Here is a 16588-nt window from a genome sequence, read left to right on the forward strand (position 1 = left end):
ACCAATCCCGCAATCCATTTTTCCACCCTCTTGAATAAGGAGTTCATCATGAAAATTTTCTACCAAACCTCAGCAACAGCAACAGGCGGCCGCGACGGGCGTACCCAAGTGGACGACGGTTCCATCGGCTTCGATTTGGTCGGCTTCCAAAACGAAAGTGGCAAAACCGGCACCAACCCCGAACAGCTTTTCGCCATGGGCTACGCCGCCTGCTTCGACAGCGCGATGAACCACGTTGCCCCGTCTTTGGGCATCAAGCCGAGCAAATCCAGCACTACCGTCGGCGTGGGCATCGGCCAGAAACCCGACGGCGCATTCGCTCTGGATCTGGACATCACCATCACCGTGGAAGGCATCAGCGAAGACGACGCGAAAAAGCTGATTACCAAAGCCCACGAAGTCTGCCCGTATTCCAACGCCACCCGCGGCAACGTGGACGTGCGCTTGCATGTAAATGTAGTAAAAACATTTGATTTGTAATCTGTTCTAAATTTCAGGCTGCTTGGAAGAGATTTCAGGCAGCCTGAAAACCCAATAAGGACTGCAAAATGATTACCCTATATAACATAACCTGAAACAATCCCGCTCGCAGCGCATCGCATGGCTGTTGGAAGCCTTGAATATGCCTTACGAAGTGCAAAACTTTGACCGCGACCCGGTCAGCAAACTGGCACCGCAGGCGTTGCGCGACATTCATCCGCTCGGAAAATCGCCGCTGATTAAAGATGGCGACACCGTTATTGCAGAAAGCGGTGCGATTACAGAATACCTGTTAACCCGCTACGGCAACGGCAAATTACGCCCAGCCCCAGACAGCAACGATTACGCCGGCTATCTGCAATGGGTGCACTATGCCGAAGGCTCGGCGATGGGTGCGTTTTTAATCCAATTCCTAGGTTCATCGGAAAGCAGCAAACCTTTTTGCAATGCGCAATTTGATTTGCACATCAACTATATTGAAAGCAGCCTGAAAAACAAAACATGGTTTTTAGGCGATGAATTGAGCGGTGCGGATATGATGATGTCGTTTCCGTTGCAATTTGCGCTAACGCTTGTACCCAAAGGACAATTTCCGAATATTGAACGCTTTGTGTCGCAGGTGGAAAACCATGCGGATTACCGCAAAGCTTGCGAGCGTATCGGCGAATTGGAGCTGGGCAAGTCATCGTAGTTCGTCATGGACAATCCCGAACCACCGCTTTTTCGCTCCCTAAAATGATAGGCATTCAATTCAAATCAGGACAACGTATGCCAGCAGTCCATAAAAGCGTTGGCAACGCGGTATGGGTTTGAATTGCCGAAACAGTACAGTTTCATTTCAGGCAGCCTGAAATGGGCTCATGAAGCCAATTTTATAAATGAAAACAAAATGTTAGATTTTGAAACCACCGTCCGCAGCCGCCAATCCATCCGCACGTTTTTGCCCGAAGAAATTCCGCAAAACGTGATTGACGAAGTGGTCAAAGACGCCATTGCCGCACCGTCCGCCTGCAATACGCAGCCTTGGAATGTGCATATCATTTCTGGCGAGACGCTCAAAAAAGTGTCGGACAAAATCAAATACAACTACGAAAACGGCATCTTGTCGCCCGACAGCTATTTTGACCAATCAGAATACACAGGCATTTTTGAAGCCCGCTGGCGCAACCAGTATAAATTCGTTTATGACGGTTTCGGCGTGGCGCGGGAAGACAAAGAAGGCCGCCACCGCGTAAACCTGCTCAATGCCGAATTTTACGGAGCGAAGCATTCCGCCCTGTTTTTCGTGCCCAAATTCGGCGACAACACCGAAGCGATTGCTGCCGACATGGGCATGTTCGGGCAAAACTTCATGCTCTCCCTGACCGCACGCGGCTACGGCAGCATTCCGCAACTGATGATTGGCGTGTTCGGCTCGGGCGTGCGCGAAATGCTGGGCGTATCCGATGATTACAAACTCGTTTGGGGCGTGTCGTTCGGCGTACCCGACTGGGACGCGCAGCCGAACAAACGGCATTTGGAGCGGGTGGACGTGAGTGAAATCGTAACGTATCACCGTTGAACGGTTCAGGCAGCCTGAAAGAGATTTTCAGACGGCCTGAAAATACTCATTTTGGGATTGAGGGAAAGTCACCCCATTCCTAATAGTCAATACCTCGTTATTCAGGTAAAAAAATTTAAGGTCAATATCATGCAAAACCAAAAACCCACCGTTCTGGTGCTTGGCGCAACAGGTACAGTCGGCAAGCAAGTAGTTCAAACATTGGAAAACAGTCAAGCGGTCAATGTCCGTATTCCGACACGCAATCAAGCGTTGGTCAAAGAGTTGCAGAGTCAGGGCAAAGATGCCGTTTATCTGGATTTGGATAAGCCGCAAACGTTCGCCCTTGCGCTGGCCGGTGTGGAGCGTGTTTTCCTTTTAACGGGCTATACGGTTGCCATGCTTGCCCAAAGCAAAACGCTGGTTGATGCGGCAAAAAAAGCAGGGGTCAAACATATTGTACACGTTGGCGTATTTGCCGAATGGGATTGCACCGATGCACATTTTGTGTGGCATCAGATGATTGAAAAATACATTGAAGCCAGCGGCATCGCATGGACTCATTTGCACCCCAATATGTTTATGGAAGCAATAACAGGGCTGTATATGCCGAAAAAATTGACATACACCACCTACTTTGCCGACCGCAGGATTGGTTTGATTGCATCCAGCGACATTGCGGCGGTGGCAGCCAAAGCCTTGCTGGAAGGTCCGGAAAAACACGCGGGGCAGCATTATTGGTTGAGCGTAGAAAGTTACAATGGCAAAGAAATTGCCGAAATTTTGAGCGAAGTAACAGGACTTGAAATTGGCATCGCGTATAAAGATATTGAAGACTTCCGCGCCATGATTGAAGCCCCTGATTTTCCGGTAGAACGCTGGTATGCACGCGCCAACTTGGATTTTGTAGAACAAGTATTGGACGGACGCATGGCGTATATGGCAACGGTCCGCAACGATATTCCGTATGTATTGGGGCGACCTGCCAAAACGTTCCGTGAGCATTTGCTGGAACACAGAGAAGCCATTATCCGCGCAGCAACAGAATAAAAGGAAAACACCATGAGCGATTTATTTCAAAGCTATACCCTAAACAACGGCATTGTCATCAAAAACCGTTTGGTTGTCGCGCCGATGACTCATTCCGCTTCCAACCCCGACGGCACGATAAGCTGACAGGAACGCCATTTTATCGCCAACCGTGCACAAAATATGGGGATGTTTATTACGGCTGCCACACTGGTTTGCGCCAACGGCAAAGCCTTTCATAGGCAGCCTGAAGCCATACAAGAAAGCCAGTTGGACAGCCTGCGCGAAACGGCACAAATCCTGCAAAAACAAGGGGCAAAAGCCATTTTACAAATTCATCACGGCGGCATTCACGCCATTGCCGATTTATTGGGCGGGCGGCATCTTATCAACGCATCCGACCATGCGCCGAGCGGTGCCAAAGCGGCCACCGCAGATGAAGTCCGCGAACTGATATAGGCCTTTGCCCATGCCACGGATTTGGCTATCCGAGCAGGTTTTGACGGCGTGGAAATTCACGGCGCAAACGGTTATTTAATCCAGCAATTCTTTTCGGGCGAATTTAACCGTCGCACGGATGAATGGGGCGGCTCGTTGGCAAACCGTCTGCGTTTTCCATTAGCTGTTATAGACACCGTCCATGCCGTGCGCGAGCGTCATCAAAAACCCGAATTCATCATCGGCTACCGCTTTTCTCCCGAAGAGCCGGGCGAGAATGGTTTAACCATGACCGACACATTCGCCCTGATTGACGAATTGGTTAAGAAACCCTTGCAATATCTGCATATTTCGCTGTGGGATTTTGACAAAAAAGCCAGACGCGGTGCCGATACCAGCCTAACCCGAATACAGTTAGTTCATGAACGCATTAACGGCAGACTGCCATTGATTGGCGTGGGCAATCTTTTGTCAGGCAAACGAATCCGCGAAGCCTATGCCACAGGCTGGGCAGAGTTCATTGCTTTGGGTAAAGCCGTGATGATAAATCCCAATATCGCCCAATTGCTGCAAGAACAGCGTGATAACGAAATTGTTACCGAATTAGACCCCGAGCAGGCTGACCATTACGGCATTCCTGATATCTTGTGGGGATACTGCGTGCAAGGCGGCGATTGGTTACCGCCGGTAAAAGGCAAGAATTGGCAACCTATGGACATCTGATACAAGGAGTAACACCATGATTAAACTACACTATCTCAACAATTCCTGCTCGCACCGCATCGCATGGCTGCTGGAAGAACTCGGATTGGACTACGAAATCGCCGTTTACCACAGGCTGCCTGAAACCAGCCTCGCCCCCGAAGAACTGAAACGCCAACACCCTTTGGGCAAAGCACCCGTTCTGGAAGACGGAAGCCTGAAACTGGCGGAAGGCAACGCCATCATCCAGCACCTGCTTGACCGCTATGACGATGCAAACCGCTTTACACCGCCGTCCAAAACCGACGATTATTCAAATTACGTCTACTGGCTGAGCGTCGCCGCGTCCATGTTCTCCGCCAACCTGCTTGGCATGTTTTCCAAACGCTTTGACTTCGGCGACTACACCGCCTACGCCGCAGGACAAGTCGCCCTGTATTTCAACCATGTGGAACAAAACTTGCAGGGCAAAACATGGCTCATCGGCGAGCAACTGACAGGTGCGGATTTCGCCATGAGCTTCCTCCTGCAATGGGGCTTGAACCAAGTAAACGCGGCGGATTACCCGAACATCGTGCGCTATGTGCAGCAGATTGAAAGCCGCCCTGCGTATCAACGCGTGGCAGAAAAAACAGGCTGCGAATTTACGATGAAACGGTTTTAAATTCCTCGAAACAAACAGCCTGAAGAAAGGTTAATTCCATGAAAAAACTCATCATTGTCGCCTTACTTGCTACGTCGGTTCACGCTGCCCAAGCGGCTCCGGCCCAAGTAGCGGCGCAACCGAAATCCGCACGGCTGCTTGCGCCAGAATACCGCGATTTGAGCCTGCTCAACTCATTTTCTGCCATACAGAACGGCATCGATTTTGCCAACCCCATTCCGTCGCTCAAAGCACTTAATGCCCAAATGCTTGCCGCCGCAAAAGCAGACAAAGTGCAACCCAATAAAAAGCTCGTTGCGCCCCGCAAAGGCAGTCAGCCTGCCGTTGATTTATACGTTTTCCAACCTAAGGCCGAAACACAAGGCAGGGTAATCTACTTTATCCACGGCGGTGGCTACATCATCGGCAACGCGCGCATGGAAAATGCCAATCTGTTTGCTCTTGCCGAACAAAACCAAGCCACCGTTATCAGCGCGGAATACCGCCTTGCTACGGATGCGCCGTTCCCGGCCGATATTGACGACGCCTATCACGGCTTGTCTTACCTGTTCGACAATGCGGCAAAACTCGGCATCGACCCGAAAAAAATCATCATCATGGGCGAAAGCGCAGGCGGCGGTTTGGCCGCACGTTTGGCACTTAAAACACGCGACATCGGTAAATACCGCCCGGCAGGGCAAGTGCTGATTTACCCCATGCTGGATCACCGCACAGGCACGGCACAATCGCCCTATAAAAACCCGAATGCCGGCGAATTTTTGTGGACGGCAAAACTCAACCGTCTGGGCTGGGACATCCTGCGCGGCGGCAAAACCATCGCAGCCGCAGATTTGCCCTACTACTCCGCAGCCCGTGCCGAAAAATTAGCAGGATTGCCGCAAACCTTTATGATGGTCGGCAGCTTGGATTTGTTCGCCAATGAAGATACGGATTACGCCAACCGCCTGATTAGCGCAGGCGTGCCGACCGATTTCCTGCTTATCAACGGCGTGTACCACGCGTTTGAAAGTACCAATCCCGGCTCTCCGCAAACCAAGCAATACATTGCCGCGCGAAACGATGCGATCAAACGGATGTTTGACGCCGCAGAATAAAAAATTTCAGACGGCCTGAAACAACGTTCAGCAAAAAAACATTCTCCCAACCCATAAAACAAGGACATCTATCATGAAAATCTTCTACAAAACCTCAGCAACAGCCACCAGCGGCCGTGACGGACGCACCCAGGTGGACGACGGCTCCATCGGCTTCGATCTGGTCGGCTTTCAGAATAAAGACGGCAAGCAAGGTACCAACCCCGAACAGCTTTTCGCCATGGGCTACGCCGCCTGCTTCGACAGCGCGATAACCACGTCGCCCCGACTTTGGGCATCAAACCGACTAAATCCAGCACCACCGTCGGCGTGGGCATCGGCCAGAAACCCGACGGCGCATTCGGCTTGGATTTGGACATCACGATTACGGTCGAAGGCATTAACGAAGAGCAAGCCAAAACCTTGATTAGCAAAGCTCACGAAGTTTGCCCTTATTCAAACGCCACGCGCGGCAATGTGGATGTGCGTTTGCACGTTAAAGTGGTGAATGCGTTTGATTTGTAAGCGTTAAACAGATGCCGTCTGAAAGTTTTTCGTTTTTCAGACGGAATTGTACTAACATGTTGTTTTTAAATATTTTTCTGATTTTTAGATAGCCTGAAAATGTTGGTTTTGCCAACCCAATCTACAAACTATTTTTTATTGAGGGAAACCATTATGAAAAACCGTGTCAGCGAAATTTTAAATATCCGTTTGCCGTTAATCCAAGCCCCTATGTATTACTTAAACTAATGCCGAATTGGTTGCCGCCATGAGCAATTCGGGCGGTTTGGACATTATCGGACCGAATGCGGGGCAGGACGCGCCGCCGAAAAACCGTCAGGATTCTTTGGACAAAATGCGTGCCGAAATCCGCAAAACCAAATCTTTAACCGACAAACCGTTTGGGGCAACGCTGATTAACGGTCCTGATTTGAGTTTTTGGCGACCGACTGTGCAAATGCTGGCGGAGGAAGGTGTGTCTGCGGTGTTAATCAACGAAGTGTTAGACCCTGAAATTTTTGATTTTTTCAAACAACACGGCATCAAAACCATGTACCGCGCCTTAACGCCAACGGTTGCCAATTCCCAAGAAGCCGAGCGTTTGGGGGCGGATATGATTATCGCGACTAGTTTTGACGAAGGCGGTACTGTACCAAGCCGTGTGATTGGTACGTTTACGATTGTACCGATGATTGCCGACAGCGTGAACATTCCTGTGGTAGCGACGGGCGGCATTAGCGATGTACGCGGCGTGCGTGCCAGTTTCGCGCTGGGTGCAGAAGGCGTATATGTGGGCAGCGGTTTTATTGTTGCCGATGAATGCCCTGCCGATGAAAAAGTGAAACAGCTGATTGTGAATTCAACGGCGGAAGATTTGATTTTATTCCTCACGCTACCTGCGTATTACCGTACCTTGCCGACCGAAAACGGTAAAAAATTGGCAGAACTTGAAGCACAAAGTGCAAGCCGTGAAGAGATGTTTGAAGCCATGGACAGCTATCATTCTTTGTGGCAAGGAATGCGCTTGGGCAATAGTGATAAAGGCGTGGTGTCGGTGGGAACTGGGGTCAGCATGATTAAAGCCGTCCGCCCAGCGAGTGAGATTGTGGCGGATTTGATGCAAGATTTTGTTTGATTTGAAAATGGGTTTCAGGCTGTTTGAAAATGCCTGTCTGAAAATCACGATGCCGTCTGAAAACCACAAGCGGTCAAAAAACACCGAAATTTTGCAAAATCCGACCGCACTTTGAAATGCCGATACAGTCTGAAAAACGAAAACCTTTCAGACGGCATCACTCTCTTTAAAATAGGCATTCGAGCTGTCCGAATTTTATTTACTCAATCATAGGATTGTGGAAATTAAGAAGCATTTGGCTGGGTAGCAAAGGGGGTCAGGCAGTCTGAAAATGGCTTTGAATGATAATGCCGTCTAAAGAATAAGGGGCTGTACTAGATAACTAGGGAAATCTAATTTCAGGTTAGAATAATCCCGATGAGAAAAAGTCGTTTAAGTCAGTACAAACAAAATAAACTGATTGAACTGTTTATTGCGGGTGTTACCGCACGCACAGCAGCTCAATTAGTCGGCGTCAATAAAAACACTTCTGCCTATTATTTTCATCGTTTGCGCCTACTCATCTATCACAACAGTTCACATTTGGAAATGTTTGATGGCGAAGTAGAAGTTGATGAAAGCTATTTTGGCGGACAACGCAAAGGCAAACGCGGTCGCGGTGCAGCCGGTAAAGTGGCGGTATTCGGGCTTTTGAAGCGCAACGGCAAGGTTTACACCGTTGCCGTACCCAATACGCAAACTGCCACTTTCATTGCCGATAATCCGTGAGCAGGTAAAGCCTGACAGCATTGTTTATACCGATTGCTACAAAAGCTATGATATACTTGATGTGAGTGAATTTAGCCACTTTCGCATCAATCACAGCACACATTTTGCTGAACGACAAAATCATATTAACGGAATTGAGAACTTTTGGAACCAAGCAAAACGCCATTTGCGTAAGTTTAACGGCATTCCCAAAGAGCATTTGGAGCTGTATTTGAAGGAATGTGAATGGCGTTTTAACCACAGTGAAATAAAAGTTCAAATTTCCATTTTAAAACAATTAGTAAAGAAGGATTTGTTCTAGTTATCTAGGACAGCCCCAAATTTTTTAATATCAAAATATTACGAAATTGGCATTTCGGATGAAATGAAAACATCGAAATATCAAAAAGTTGGTGAAACTTAATCGGGGTAGGCAAGCATATTTTGCTTGCGGATATCAAGCTTGAAAACGCAGAAAAAGCCGCCAAAACGTTACGTGAGGCAGGTTTTGAGGTCAGCACCACCTACGTTGATGTGAGCCAAATTGTTATAAGATTTTGATGATTATCAAAGGCAAAATTTTCACTATAATAGCCACTACTTTTGGCTTATGTCGTGCATTATTTGAGGGATCATCAATGCAAAAAAATCATCAAAACCGACCGCTTGTGGACGTCTATCGCCGTCTTAATCAAGCGATGGTTGAGGCAGATACGGCAATGCTATCCGCCCTTTTAACGGACGATTTTACCCTCACCCATATCACAGGCTATGTTCAGCCTAAGCAAGAATGGCTTGATGATATTCAGCACGGCAGAATGTGCTATTTCCACATCGAAGAAGTGAGAGTACAAACCCTTGAAAATCAAGTGATCGGCAGGGCGAAAACAACCGCCAACATTTGGGGGGCAAAGGGGACTTGGGCATTGCAACTGGCACTTGATGTGGTCGAAATCAATCAGGCGTGGCAGGTGCGAAAAGCGGTTGCCACATTGTTTTAACTCAAAAATAAGGAAAAAAAGATGACTTTTAACCCGCTTGTAGAGCGTCAAGCAATCAAGGATCTAGTTGATACTTTTTCAAATTTGGCAGACGAGAAAAAAGTCGCTGAGCAAATGCCGTTATTTACGGAAAATGCAGTGGTGAACACCTTTATCGGCGGCAAACTTGTGTTTGAAATGACAGGGCGTGCGGAAATCGAAAACGTGTTCACGAGCTTTTTGGCAGATTTCCACACCGTTTATCACTTAAACGGTCAGCATACCGTAACATTTCAAGATGAAACGAATGCGACTGCAATCAACTATTGCCAAGTGGCGTTGGTGGGCGAGAAAGACGGCAAAAACCTCATTCATAACCACTATGTTCGCTACGCCGATACCTACCAAAAAGTGGACGGCAAATGGCTCATCGCCAAACGCATTGCGAATTTTATGATTAGCGAAAATCTGTGAAAACGGCTGATTTTCGACGCCCAATTTTGAAGTTCCTACAATCTGTCCCCTCTCCTGCGCTTTGCGCGGGAGAGGGTGGTGCTTCGTAGAAGCACGTTTTGCTTGGTTTTCAGAAAAATTTACCATTAAAATGTGTGCTGTGATTGATGCGAAAGTGGCTAAATTCACTCACATCAAGTACATCATAGCTTTTGTAGCAATCGGTATAAACAATGCTGTCAGGCTTTACCTGCTCACGGATTATCGGCAATGAAAGTGGCAGTTTGCGTATTGGGTACGGCAACGGTGTAAACCTTGCCGTTGCGCTTCAAAAGCCCGAATACCGCCACTTTACCGGCTGCACCGCGACCGCGTTTGCCTTTGCGTTGTCCGCCAAAATAGCTTTCATCAACTTCTACTTCGCCATCAAACATTTCCAAATGTGAACTGTTGTGATAGATGAGTAGGCGCAAACGATGAAAATAATAGGCAGAAGTGTTTTTATTGACGCCGACTAATTGAGCTGCTGTGCGTGCGGTAACACCCGCAATAAACAGTTCAATCAGTTTATTTTGTTTGTACTGACTTAAACGACTTTTTCTCATCGGGATTATTCTAACCTGAAATTAGATTTCCCTAGTTATCTAGTACAGCCCCAAGAATAATCTTTCAGACAGCATTTGTTTTGATTTTTTCAGACAGACATTTCAAGCCGCCACATTCACATTTCAATCCCCCTGCAACCATGCTTCCAGCACCCCAACCAGCGCATCAAACACGCGTTTGACCCGCGCCGTGTTGCGGTGGCGGTTGGGGCGGTAGACATACAACTGCCAGTTTTCCAGCACCACTGTTTGCTTGGGCAGCACGGTTTTCAGGCTGCCTGAACGGATTTCGTCGCGCACCTGCCAAAGGGCAAACTGCCCGATGCCGCGCCCTGCCTTTGCCACTGCTAGCAGGTGTTCTGTTTCGGGGGCGATGAACGTAGGCTGGCTCGGCACAAATTCGCTGCCGTCTGCAAATTCCCACGAAAAAATGCTGTTTGTGTTTTCGTTCAAATGACCCAGCAGGGGAAAGCGTGTCTGCAAATCCGCCGTGTCGCACGGTTCACCCAAACATGCCAGCAAGCTGGGGGCAGCGGCATTAACCAGCGTGAGCGGTACGATATTTTTTACAATAAAATCATCTTTTTGCGCTGTTCCCACGCGGATACCGACATCAATCTGACTGCGGTCGGTATCGCGCAATTCATTACCGCAACGCCAATCCAACACAATTTCGGGATAGGCTGCCAGCCGCGCGATTACCCCATCCAGCAAACCCGAATAGCCCAGTCGCGGCATGGCAACCCGCACCAAACCGCGTTCGGTAACGCGCTCGTTCAGGCTGAATTCCTGAAACACGCTGTCGGTCTGCTGCACGGCCGCCTTTGCCTGCCGATACACCTGCTCGCCAAACGGCGTAATTTGCGTGCTGCGCGTATTGCGTACAAACAGCATATCGCCGAATTCCTGTTCCAAAAACGCCACCGCCCGCGAAACGGCTTGCGGCGGCAGTCCGTTATCCCGCGCGGCTTGGCGGAAATTGGCGGTTTCGGCGGCGGCGCAAAACAGACGCAGGGCTTCCAGTTTGTTCATTTTTGTTCCTTTCTAGCTGAAACCTTTGCAGAACCCCAGATTTGAGCGCAGTTCAAAGCGATAGCATCGCGGACAATATATTTTCTTGGACGCAGATAATATGGAAATATTTTCAAGTGGGCGAGAAGCGCATCGCGAAGAAATGTGCTAAAGATGGGGTTTTGCAAAGGTTTCAGGCTGCCTGAATGGGGTAGGATTATCTCAAAATCAGGAACACTGTGTTTGAAATTAAACCATATACAGCACCAATCTCTATCCGTATCATGCGCTCTGTTCATTATTTATGTTACAGGAGTAAACCGTGAACCGCCGTTTATTCATTCAAACCCTTACTGCCGCTTTTACCGCCGCCGCGCTTTCTACCGCCGCCGCCCCTGTTCTTTCGCAACAAACACAAGGAGCCAACCGCATGACGCACGCTCAAAACCCCACTCTGCCCGTTTCTATGGTGCAAGAATGGGACAAAATTTTTCCGCAAAATTCCAATGTTTCGCACCAAAAAGTGTCGTTCAAAAACCGCTACGGCATCACTTTGGTGGGCGATTTGTATCTGCCCAAGAACGCCAGCGGCAAACTGCCTGCCATTGCCGTGAGTGGGCCTTTCGGTGCAGTAAAAGAACAATCCAGCGGTTTATACGCGCAAGAATTGGCAGCACGCGGTTTTGTTACCTTGGCATTTGACGGCTCATACACTGGCGAGAGCGGTGGCGAACCGCGCAATATGGCATCGCCCGAAATCAACACCGAAGATTTCAGCGCAGCAGTGGACTATTTGGGCCGCCTGAAAAATGTAAACCGCGAAAACATCGGCATTTTGGGTGTTTGCGGCTGGGGCGGTTTTGCTTTAAATGCCGCCGTTTCCGACCCGCGCATTAAAGCTGTTGCTGTATCCACCATGTATGACATGACGCGTGTCAATGCCAACGGCTACGAAATCAAGCTAGACCCGAAAGGTCAATATGACCGCGTACCCGCACAAGATGCGGATGCACGTTACAAAATGAAATTAGACATGAGCAACGCGCGTTGGGAAGCCGCTAAACACGATTATGCGGATTTATTGCCTGCCAACAATCTTGACCCCGAAAAAGACATTACCGCCGAAACACCGAAATTTGTCGCAGAATATGCGAATTTCTATCGCACCAAACGCGGCTTTCATCCGCGCTCGGTAAATTCCAATCCGAAGGGTTCGTGGACAACCACCGCTTTCTTGCCGTTTATCAATATGCCGATTTTGCAACGCGCCAGCGAATTACGCGCACCTGCCTTGGTGGTACACGGCGAAATCGCACATTCTCGCTATTTCGGCGAAGACGCGTTTAAGTCGCTAGGCAGCAAAGACAAAGAACTGGTTATCGTAAAAGGCGCTAATCACACCGATTTGTATGACAACACCACAGGCAAAATCCCTTTTGATAAATTTGAAGCCTTTTTCAAGGCAAAATTGAAATAGGGTTTGAATTCAATTCACTATAAAACGGAGAATGCAATGCTACCCCGCACTACCCGCGATGTTATGGCAGATTGTGCCTTGGACTTGCCGTTAAACAGCCTGATTGCACACGATAGCGTCCTGTTTGAACAGATTCACCAAATTGTGGCAGAAAACGCGCCGTGGGTTGCGAAACTTAACACAGGCTTCCATACCCCGGCGCAAACGCAAGCCCTGCTGGAAACGATTACAGCCAGCCCAATTGACAGCAGTGTCCGCATCAATTTACCGTTTTATACCGATTTTGGCAGACACATCCGCATCGGCAAAAACGTGTTTATCAACACAGGGGTAATGTTTACCGATTTGGGCGGCATCATCTTGGAAGACAATGTGCTGATTGGTCCGCGCGCCAATATCATCAGCGTGAATCATCCGCTTGATGCAGCCAGCCGCCGCGGTGTCATCGTCCGCCCTGTGGTTATCAAGAAAAACGCGTGGATTGGAGCCGGTGCAACGGTTTTGGCGGGCGTAACGGTGGGGGAAAACGCGGTGGTGGCGGCAGGAGCAGTGGTCAGCAAGGATGTGCCGCCCGATAGCGTGGTGGGTGGTGTGCCAGCCAAGATATTGAAAAAAATAAAATAGACCGTTTTGTCAAAACAGATATTTTCAGGCTGCCTGAAAAACAAGATGCCGTCTGAATTTTTGTTTTCAGACGGCATGGTTATTCTGCATTTTGGTTGATGCACTTATTTTTTGAAACAAGGCGGCAACGAAAACCGTGTGCGAATATAGTTAATGCATTCTGTCGTGCTGTCCACATTGGGATCAAACAAGCGATTTATAAAAACATTGACCCCATAAAACAAATAGACCGTCTGAAAGAACTGAGTGTACTTTCAAACGGTCTGTTGATAAGGGTTACAAATCTAAAAGATTGGGTTCTTGCCCTTTAAGCGGCGGCAGCCATGCTTGCGTGCCGCTCATGGTGGCGTTCCACAGGAAATCGGGGAAGCCATAGTGGTCGGTTTGTTCGGGGTCAACGGTGCGTTGGATGCCGTCTTCATCGCTGTTGATGATACGGGTGGCGATGTCAGGATTCACCATTACAGTTTTGCCAAGAGCAATGAATTCTGCCCAGCCTGTGTCAAACGCTTCCAAAATTTCACTTGGGGTATATAAGTTACCCACGCCGATGAGCGGTAATTTTCCGCCGATGCGCTCATGAACCAGCTGGATACGGTAAGCATGAGTATCTGCCCCACGTCTGGCTTTTTTGTAAAAGTCCCACAAGGAAATATGCAGGTATTGCAGAGGCTGGTTTTTTAATACGTCTATCAGCGCTAGGGTATCTTCCATGGTGATGCCTGCTTCTTCTGGCTCTTCGGGCGAAAAGCGGTAGCCCACAATAAAATCATCTCTGCCATGCTTGGTTTTAGCTGCCAGCACAGATTCAATCACCGCCAAAGGAAAACGCATCCGCTTTTCGCGCGAACCACCCCATTCATCGGTGCGGCGGTTAGAATGCCCCGAATAGAATTGTTGGACGAGATAGTTGTTTGCGCCGTGTATTTCTACGCCATCAAAGCCTGCCTGAATCGCCAAATCGGCAGCATGACCAAATGCGGCGGTGAGTGAGCGAACTTCCGCATCGGTTGCTTCACGTGTGCCTGTTGCTTCATCTGCTCTGGCGCTAATTTTGTCTTTGCCGTTGAGCAGCTCATCTACGGCTTGCTTGCCACCATGATGAATTTGCAAAATGGCTTTTGCACCTTGCGCCTGAATAATTTTTGCAGTTGCTTTTAGGCTTTCAATTTGCGATTCATGAATCGCTTCAGGCTGCCCATGAAATGCTTTGCCACCGTCCTGTACCAATGTTGCAGCAGTAATAAACATACCCATGTTGCCAGCACGATTGGCGATGAATGTGCGTTCAGCATCGCCCAAAGTGCCGTCAGGATTTGAGCCGAAGTGGGTCATGGGTGCAACCACCAAGCGATTTTTGATTTCTATACCGTTGTTTAGGGTATAGGGTTGAAATAAAGGTTGGAATTTAGGGTTCATTGTTTTACTCCTGTATGGATAACTTGATGATTAACCAACGCGTTTCAGAATGCTTTTGCTGTGGCTCAATTCATAGAAGCTGTTTGCACCATGATAGCCGCCGATACCGCTATCACCTACGCCACCAAAAGGCAGGTCAATATGGGTAACATGCAAGAACGTATCGTTTATGCAGCCGCCACCAAAAGATACTTCTTTCAAGACACGGTTTTCAACGGTTTTATCCTGTGTAAACAGATACAGTGCAAACGGTTTGGCATTGGCTTTTACGCGAGCAATCGCTTCGTCTATATTGGCAAATGTCAGCATGGGAAATATAGAACCAAAAATTTCTTCTTGCATAACAGGGCTTTCCCAGCTTACGTTATCCAACAGGGTAAAGGCTAATTTGCTTTCTTTATCGTTGTATTCGCCACCAACCAAAATCGTGCCATCATTTAAAAAGGCTTTCAGACGTTGATAGTGGCGTGGGGTAACCACTTTGACATAATCGGCGATTTCGGTGGGATTCTTGCCTTGATAAACAACAATGATTGGATTTTATATTAGAGTTTACCCTACAATAGCAAACCTTATCAAAACACCCTATGAAACTGTTTTCAGGCTGCCTATCCATTCCATTCAGGCAGCCTGAAAATAGTTTCATGAAATGCCCATCAAGAGGAAACCAACATGGCTAAATTTCGTTTTTTGCAACAACCGTTTCAATTAAAAAATCTGCAACTCAAAAACCGCATCGTGATGCCGCCCATGTGCCAATACAGCGCGCAAGACGGCGTGCCGAACGATTGGCATTTCGTGCATTACACCAGCCGTGCGGTGGGCGGCGTGGGCTTGGTTATCGTGGAAATGACCAATGTCGCCCCCAATGGCCGCATTTCGCCGCGCTGTTTGGGTTTGTGGAACGACACGCAGCGTGATGCGTTTAAGCGCATTGTGGATTCGGTGCACGCGCAGGGTAGCAAAATCGGTATTCAAATCGGACACGCAGGGCGCAAAGCGCAGGAATGCGATGATGTGGTTGCACCGTCTGCCATCCACTACGGCGCGGAGGATTTCGCAGGACAAAATCTGAAAACGCCGCGCGAACTGTCCAAAGCGGAAATTTTGGAAATCGTGGAATTGTTTAAACAATCGGTGCAACGCGCAGTGGATGCCGGGTTTGACATGATTGAACTGCACGGCGCGCACGGCTATTTAATCCACCAGTTCTACTCGCCCAAATCCAATACGCGCGATGACGAATACGGCAAAGACCGCATGCTGTTCGGCGAACAAGTCATCAAGGCTGCCAAATCGGTGATGCCGTCTGAAATGCCGTTGGCGATTCGCATTTCTGCGCAGGAATATTCCGAAAACGGTTTTGACAGCGATTACGGCGTGGAAGTCGCCAAACGATTTGCGGCGGCAGGTGTGGATTTGATTCACGTCAGCGGCGGCGGCAACGGCGTGTTGGCAGACGGCAAGCACCCCGAGTTTTCCGCAGGCTACCAAGTGGGCTTGGCGCGCAAAGTAAAACAGGCAACAGGTTTGCCGACCATTGCGGTGGGTATGCTGGACGATGCGGCGGTAGCCGACCATGTGTTGGCAATGGGCGATGCGGATTTGGTGGCGGTGGGACGTGCCATGCTGCGCGATGCCAACTGGTGGCTCAACACGCAATACCAGCAAAACGCATCCGATGCGCAACCCATGCAGGACGTGCCAGCACCATACCAACGCGGTTTCGCATAACCGTTTTTAACGGCTGCTTGGTTTAATTGAATT

At 48.8% G+C, this 16588-nt stretch carries 16 protein-coding genes and 3 pseudogenes; 15 read left to right on the forward strand and 4 right to left on the reverse strand.

The features are described from left to right. The first annotated feature begins 48 nt into the window (after positions 1-48). The 12 genes and pseudogenes from BG910_RS01290 to BG910_RS01345 all read left to right on the forward strand — a co-directional run bounded on the left by BG910_RS01290 (position 49) and on the right by BG910_RS01345 (position 9706). The gene (locus BG910_RS01290; protein WP_089035288.1) at positions 49-480 is read left to right on the forward strand and encodes an organic hydroperoxide resistance protein; all 432 of its coding nucleotides are present in this window, start codon (positions 49-51) and stop codon (positions 478-480) included. 91 nt (positions 481-571) lie between these two features. Beyond that, positions 572-1171 (forward strand): glutathione S-transferase family protein, encoded by a 600-nt coding sequence (locus BG910_RS01295; RefSeq protein WP_408633789.1) that lies wholly within the window; start codon positions 572-574, stop codon positions 1169-1171. Positions 1172-1369: 198 nt separating this feature from the next. After that, positions 1370-2041 (forward strand): nitroreductase, encoded by a 672-nt coding sequence (locus BG910_RS01300; RefSeq protein WP_089037078.1) that lies wholly within the window; start codon positions 1370-1372, stop codon positions 2039-2041. 129 nt (positions 2042-2170) lie between these two features. Further along, a complete protein-coding gene (locus BG910_RS01305) occupies positions 2171-3070 on the forward strand; it encodes an NmrA family NAD(P)-binding protein (protein ID WP_089035289.1) in 900 nt (299 codons plus the stop codon). Between the two features lie 12 nt (positions 3071-3082). Further along, positions 3083-4210: pseudogene (locus BG910_RS01310) on the forward strand (NADH-dependent flavin oxidoreductase). Between the two features lie 16 nt (positions 4211-4226). After that, positions 4227-4853 (forward strand): glutathione S-transferase family protein, encoded by a 627-nt coding sequence (locus BG910_RS01315; RefSeq protein ID WP_089035290.1) that lies wholly within the window; start codon positions 4227-4229, stop codon positions 4851-4853. A 38-nt stretch (positions 4854-4891) separates the two neighbouring features. Next, complete coding sequence (locus BG910_RS01320) at positions 4892-5947, forward strand: alpha/beta hydrolase (RefSeq protein ID WP_089035291.1); 1056 nt, start codon at positions 4892-4894, stop codon at positions 5945-5947. A 270-nt stretch (positions 5948-6217) separates the two neighbouring features. Beyond that, on the forward strand, positions 6218-6451 hold the full coding sequence (locus BG910_RS12670; protein WP_232462217.1) for an OsmC family protein: 234 nt from the start codon (positions 6218-6220) through the stop codon (positions 6449-6451). A 247-nt stretch (positions 6452-6698) separates the two neighbouring features. Further along, the gene (locus tag BG910_RS01330; protein ID WP_198344809.1) at positions 6699-7565 is read left to right on the forward strand and encodes an NAD(P)H-dependent flavin oxidoreductase; all 867 of its coding nucleotides are present in this window, start codon (positions 6699-6701) and stop codon (positions 7563-7565) included. A 357-nt stretch (positions 7566-7922) separates the two neighbouring features. Beyond that, positions 7923-8574, forward strand: a pseudogene (locus BG910_RS01335) (IS1595 family transposase). A 238-nt stretch (positions 8575-8812) separates the two neighbouring features. Next, entirely contained in the window at positions 8813-9253 is a 441-nt protein-coding gene (locus BG910_RS01340; RefSeq protein WP_089035292.1) for a nuclear transport factor 2 family protein, read from the forward strand. A 21-nt stretch (positions 9254-9274) separates the two neighbouring features. Continuing rightward, positions 9275-9706 (forward strand): nuclear transport factor 2 family protein, encoded by a 432-nt coding sequence (locus BG910_RS01345; protein WP_089035293.1) that lies wholly within the window; start codon positions 9275-9277, stop codon positions 9704-9706. 127 nt (positions 9707-9833) lie between these two features. Here BG910_RS01345 and BG910_RS01350 read toward each other — a convergent pair. Both BG910_RS01350 and BG910_RS01355 read right to left on the reverse strand, forming a co-directional pair. Next, positions 9834-10290, reverse strand: a pseudogene (locus BG910_RS01350) (IS1595 family transposase); the annotation flags it as partial. Positions 10291-10413: 123 nt separating this feature from the next. Beyond that, complete coding sequence (locus BG910_RS01355) at positions 10414-11322, reverse strand: LysR family transcriptional regulator (RefSeq protein ID WP_089035294.1); 909 nt, start codon at positions 11320-11322, stop codon at positions 10414-10416. A 301-nt stretch (positions 11323-11623) separates the two neighbouring features. On the opposite strand from BG910_RS01355, the gene BG910_RS01360 reads away from it, so the two are divergent. Both BG910_RS01360 and BG910_RS01365 read left to right on the forward strand, forming a co-directional pair. Next, positions 11624-12778 (forward strand): alpha/beta hydrolase, encoded by a 1155-nt coding sequence (locus BG910_RS01360; RefSeq protein WP_232462218.1) that lies wholly within the window; start codon positions 11624-11626, stop codon positions 12776-12778. A 36-nt stretch (positions 12779-12814) separates the two neighbouring features. Then, complete coding sequence (locus BG910_RS01365; RefSeq protein WP_089035295.1) at positions 12815-13402, forward strand: DapH/DapD/GlmU-related protein; 588 nt, start codon at positions 12815-12817, stop codon at positions 13400-13402. Between the two features lie 276 nt (positions 13403-13678). On the opposite strand, the gene BG910_RS01370 is transcribed toward BG910_RS01365, so the two are convergent. After that, positions 13679-14821 carry an NADH-dependent flavin oxidoreductase gene (locus BG910_RS01370; protein WP_089035296.1) on the reverse strand — a complete coding sequence of 381 codons (1143 nt, stop codon included), beginning with the start codon at positions 14819-14821 and terminating at the stop codon, positions 13679-13681. A gap of 30 nt (positions 14822-14851) precedes the next feature. After that, the gene (locus tag BG910_RS01375) at positions 14852-15301 is read right to left on the reverse strand and encodes an aldehyde dehydrogenase family protein (RefSeq protein ID WP_198344810.1); all 450 of its coding nucleotides are present in this window, start codon (positions 15299-15301) and stop codon (positions 14852-14854) included. Positions 15302-15493: 192 nt separating this feature from the next. Here BG910_RS01375 and BG910_RS01380 point away from each other — a divergent pair, with 192 nt between their 5' ends. Next, positions 15494-16555 (forward strand): NADH:flavin oxidoreductase/NADH oxidase, encoded by a 1062-nt coding sequence (locus BG910_RS01380; protein WP_089035297.1) that lies wholly within the window; start codon positions 15494-15496, stop codon positions 16553-16555. The last annotated feature ends 33 nt before the right edge of the window (positions 16556-16588 follow it).

The organism is Neisseria chenwenguii, assembly GCF_002216145.1.
GTDB lineage: Bacteria > Pseudomonadota > Gammaproteobacteria > Burkholderiales > Neisseriaceae > Neisseria > Neisseria chenwenguii.

Bases quoted from the DNA above. Each gene is read 5' to 3' on its own strand.
- BG910_RS01290 (WP_089035288.1), top strand. From the start codon at position 49: ATGAAAATTTTCTACCAAACCTCAGCAACAGCAACAGGCGGCCGCGAC.
- BG910_RS01300 (WP_089037078.1), top strand. From the start codon at position 1,370: ATGTTAGATTTTGAAACCACCGTCCGCAGCCGCCAATCCATCCGCACG.
- BG910_RS01305 (WP_089035289.1), top strand. From the start codon at position 2,171: ATGCAAAACCAAAAACCCACCGTTCTGGTGCTTGGCGCAACAGGTACA.
- BG910_RS01315 (WP_089035290.1), top strand. From the start codon at position 4,227: ATGATTAAACTACACTATCTCAACAATTCCTGCTCGCACCGCATCGCA.
- BG910_RS01320 (WP_089035291.1), top strand. From the start codon at position 4,892: ATGAAAAAACTCATCATTGTCGCCTTACTTGCTACGTCGGTTCACGCT.
- BG910_RS01330 (WP_198344809.1), top strand. From the start codon at position 6,699: ATGAGCAATTCGGGCGGTTTGGACATTATCGGACCGAATGCGGGGCAG.
- BG910_RS01340 (WP_089035292.1), top strand. From the start codon at position 8,813: ATGATTATCAAAGGCAAAATTTTCACTATAATAGCCACTACTTTTGGC.
- BG910_RS01345 (WP_089035293.1), top strand. From the start codon at position 9,275: ATGACTTTTAACCCGCTTGTAGAGCGTCAAGCAATCAAGGATCTAGTT.
- BG910_RS01355 (WP_089035294.1), bottom strand. From the start codon at position 11,322: ATGAACAAACTGGAAGCCCTGCGTCTGTTTTGCGCCGCCGCCGAAACC.
- BG910_RS01365 (WP_089035295.1), top strand. From the start codon at position 12,815: ATGCTACCCCGCACTACCCGCGATGTTATGGCAGATTGTGCCTTGGAC.
- BG910_RS01370 (WP_089035296.1), bottom strand. From the start codon at position 14,821: ATGAACCCTAAATTCCAACCTTTATTTCAACCCTATACCCTAAACAAC.
- BG910_RS01380 (WP_089035297.1), top strand. From the start codon at position 15,494: ATGGCTAAATTTCGTTTTTTGCAACAACCGTTTCAATTAAAAAATCTG.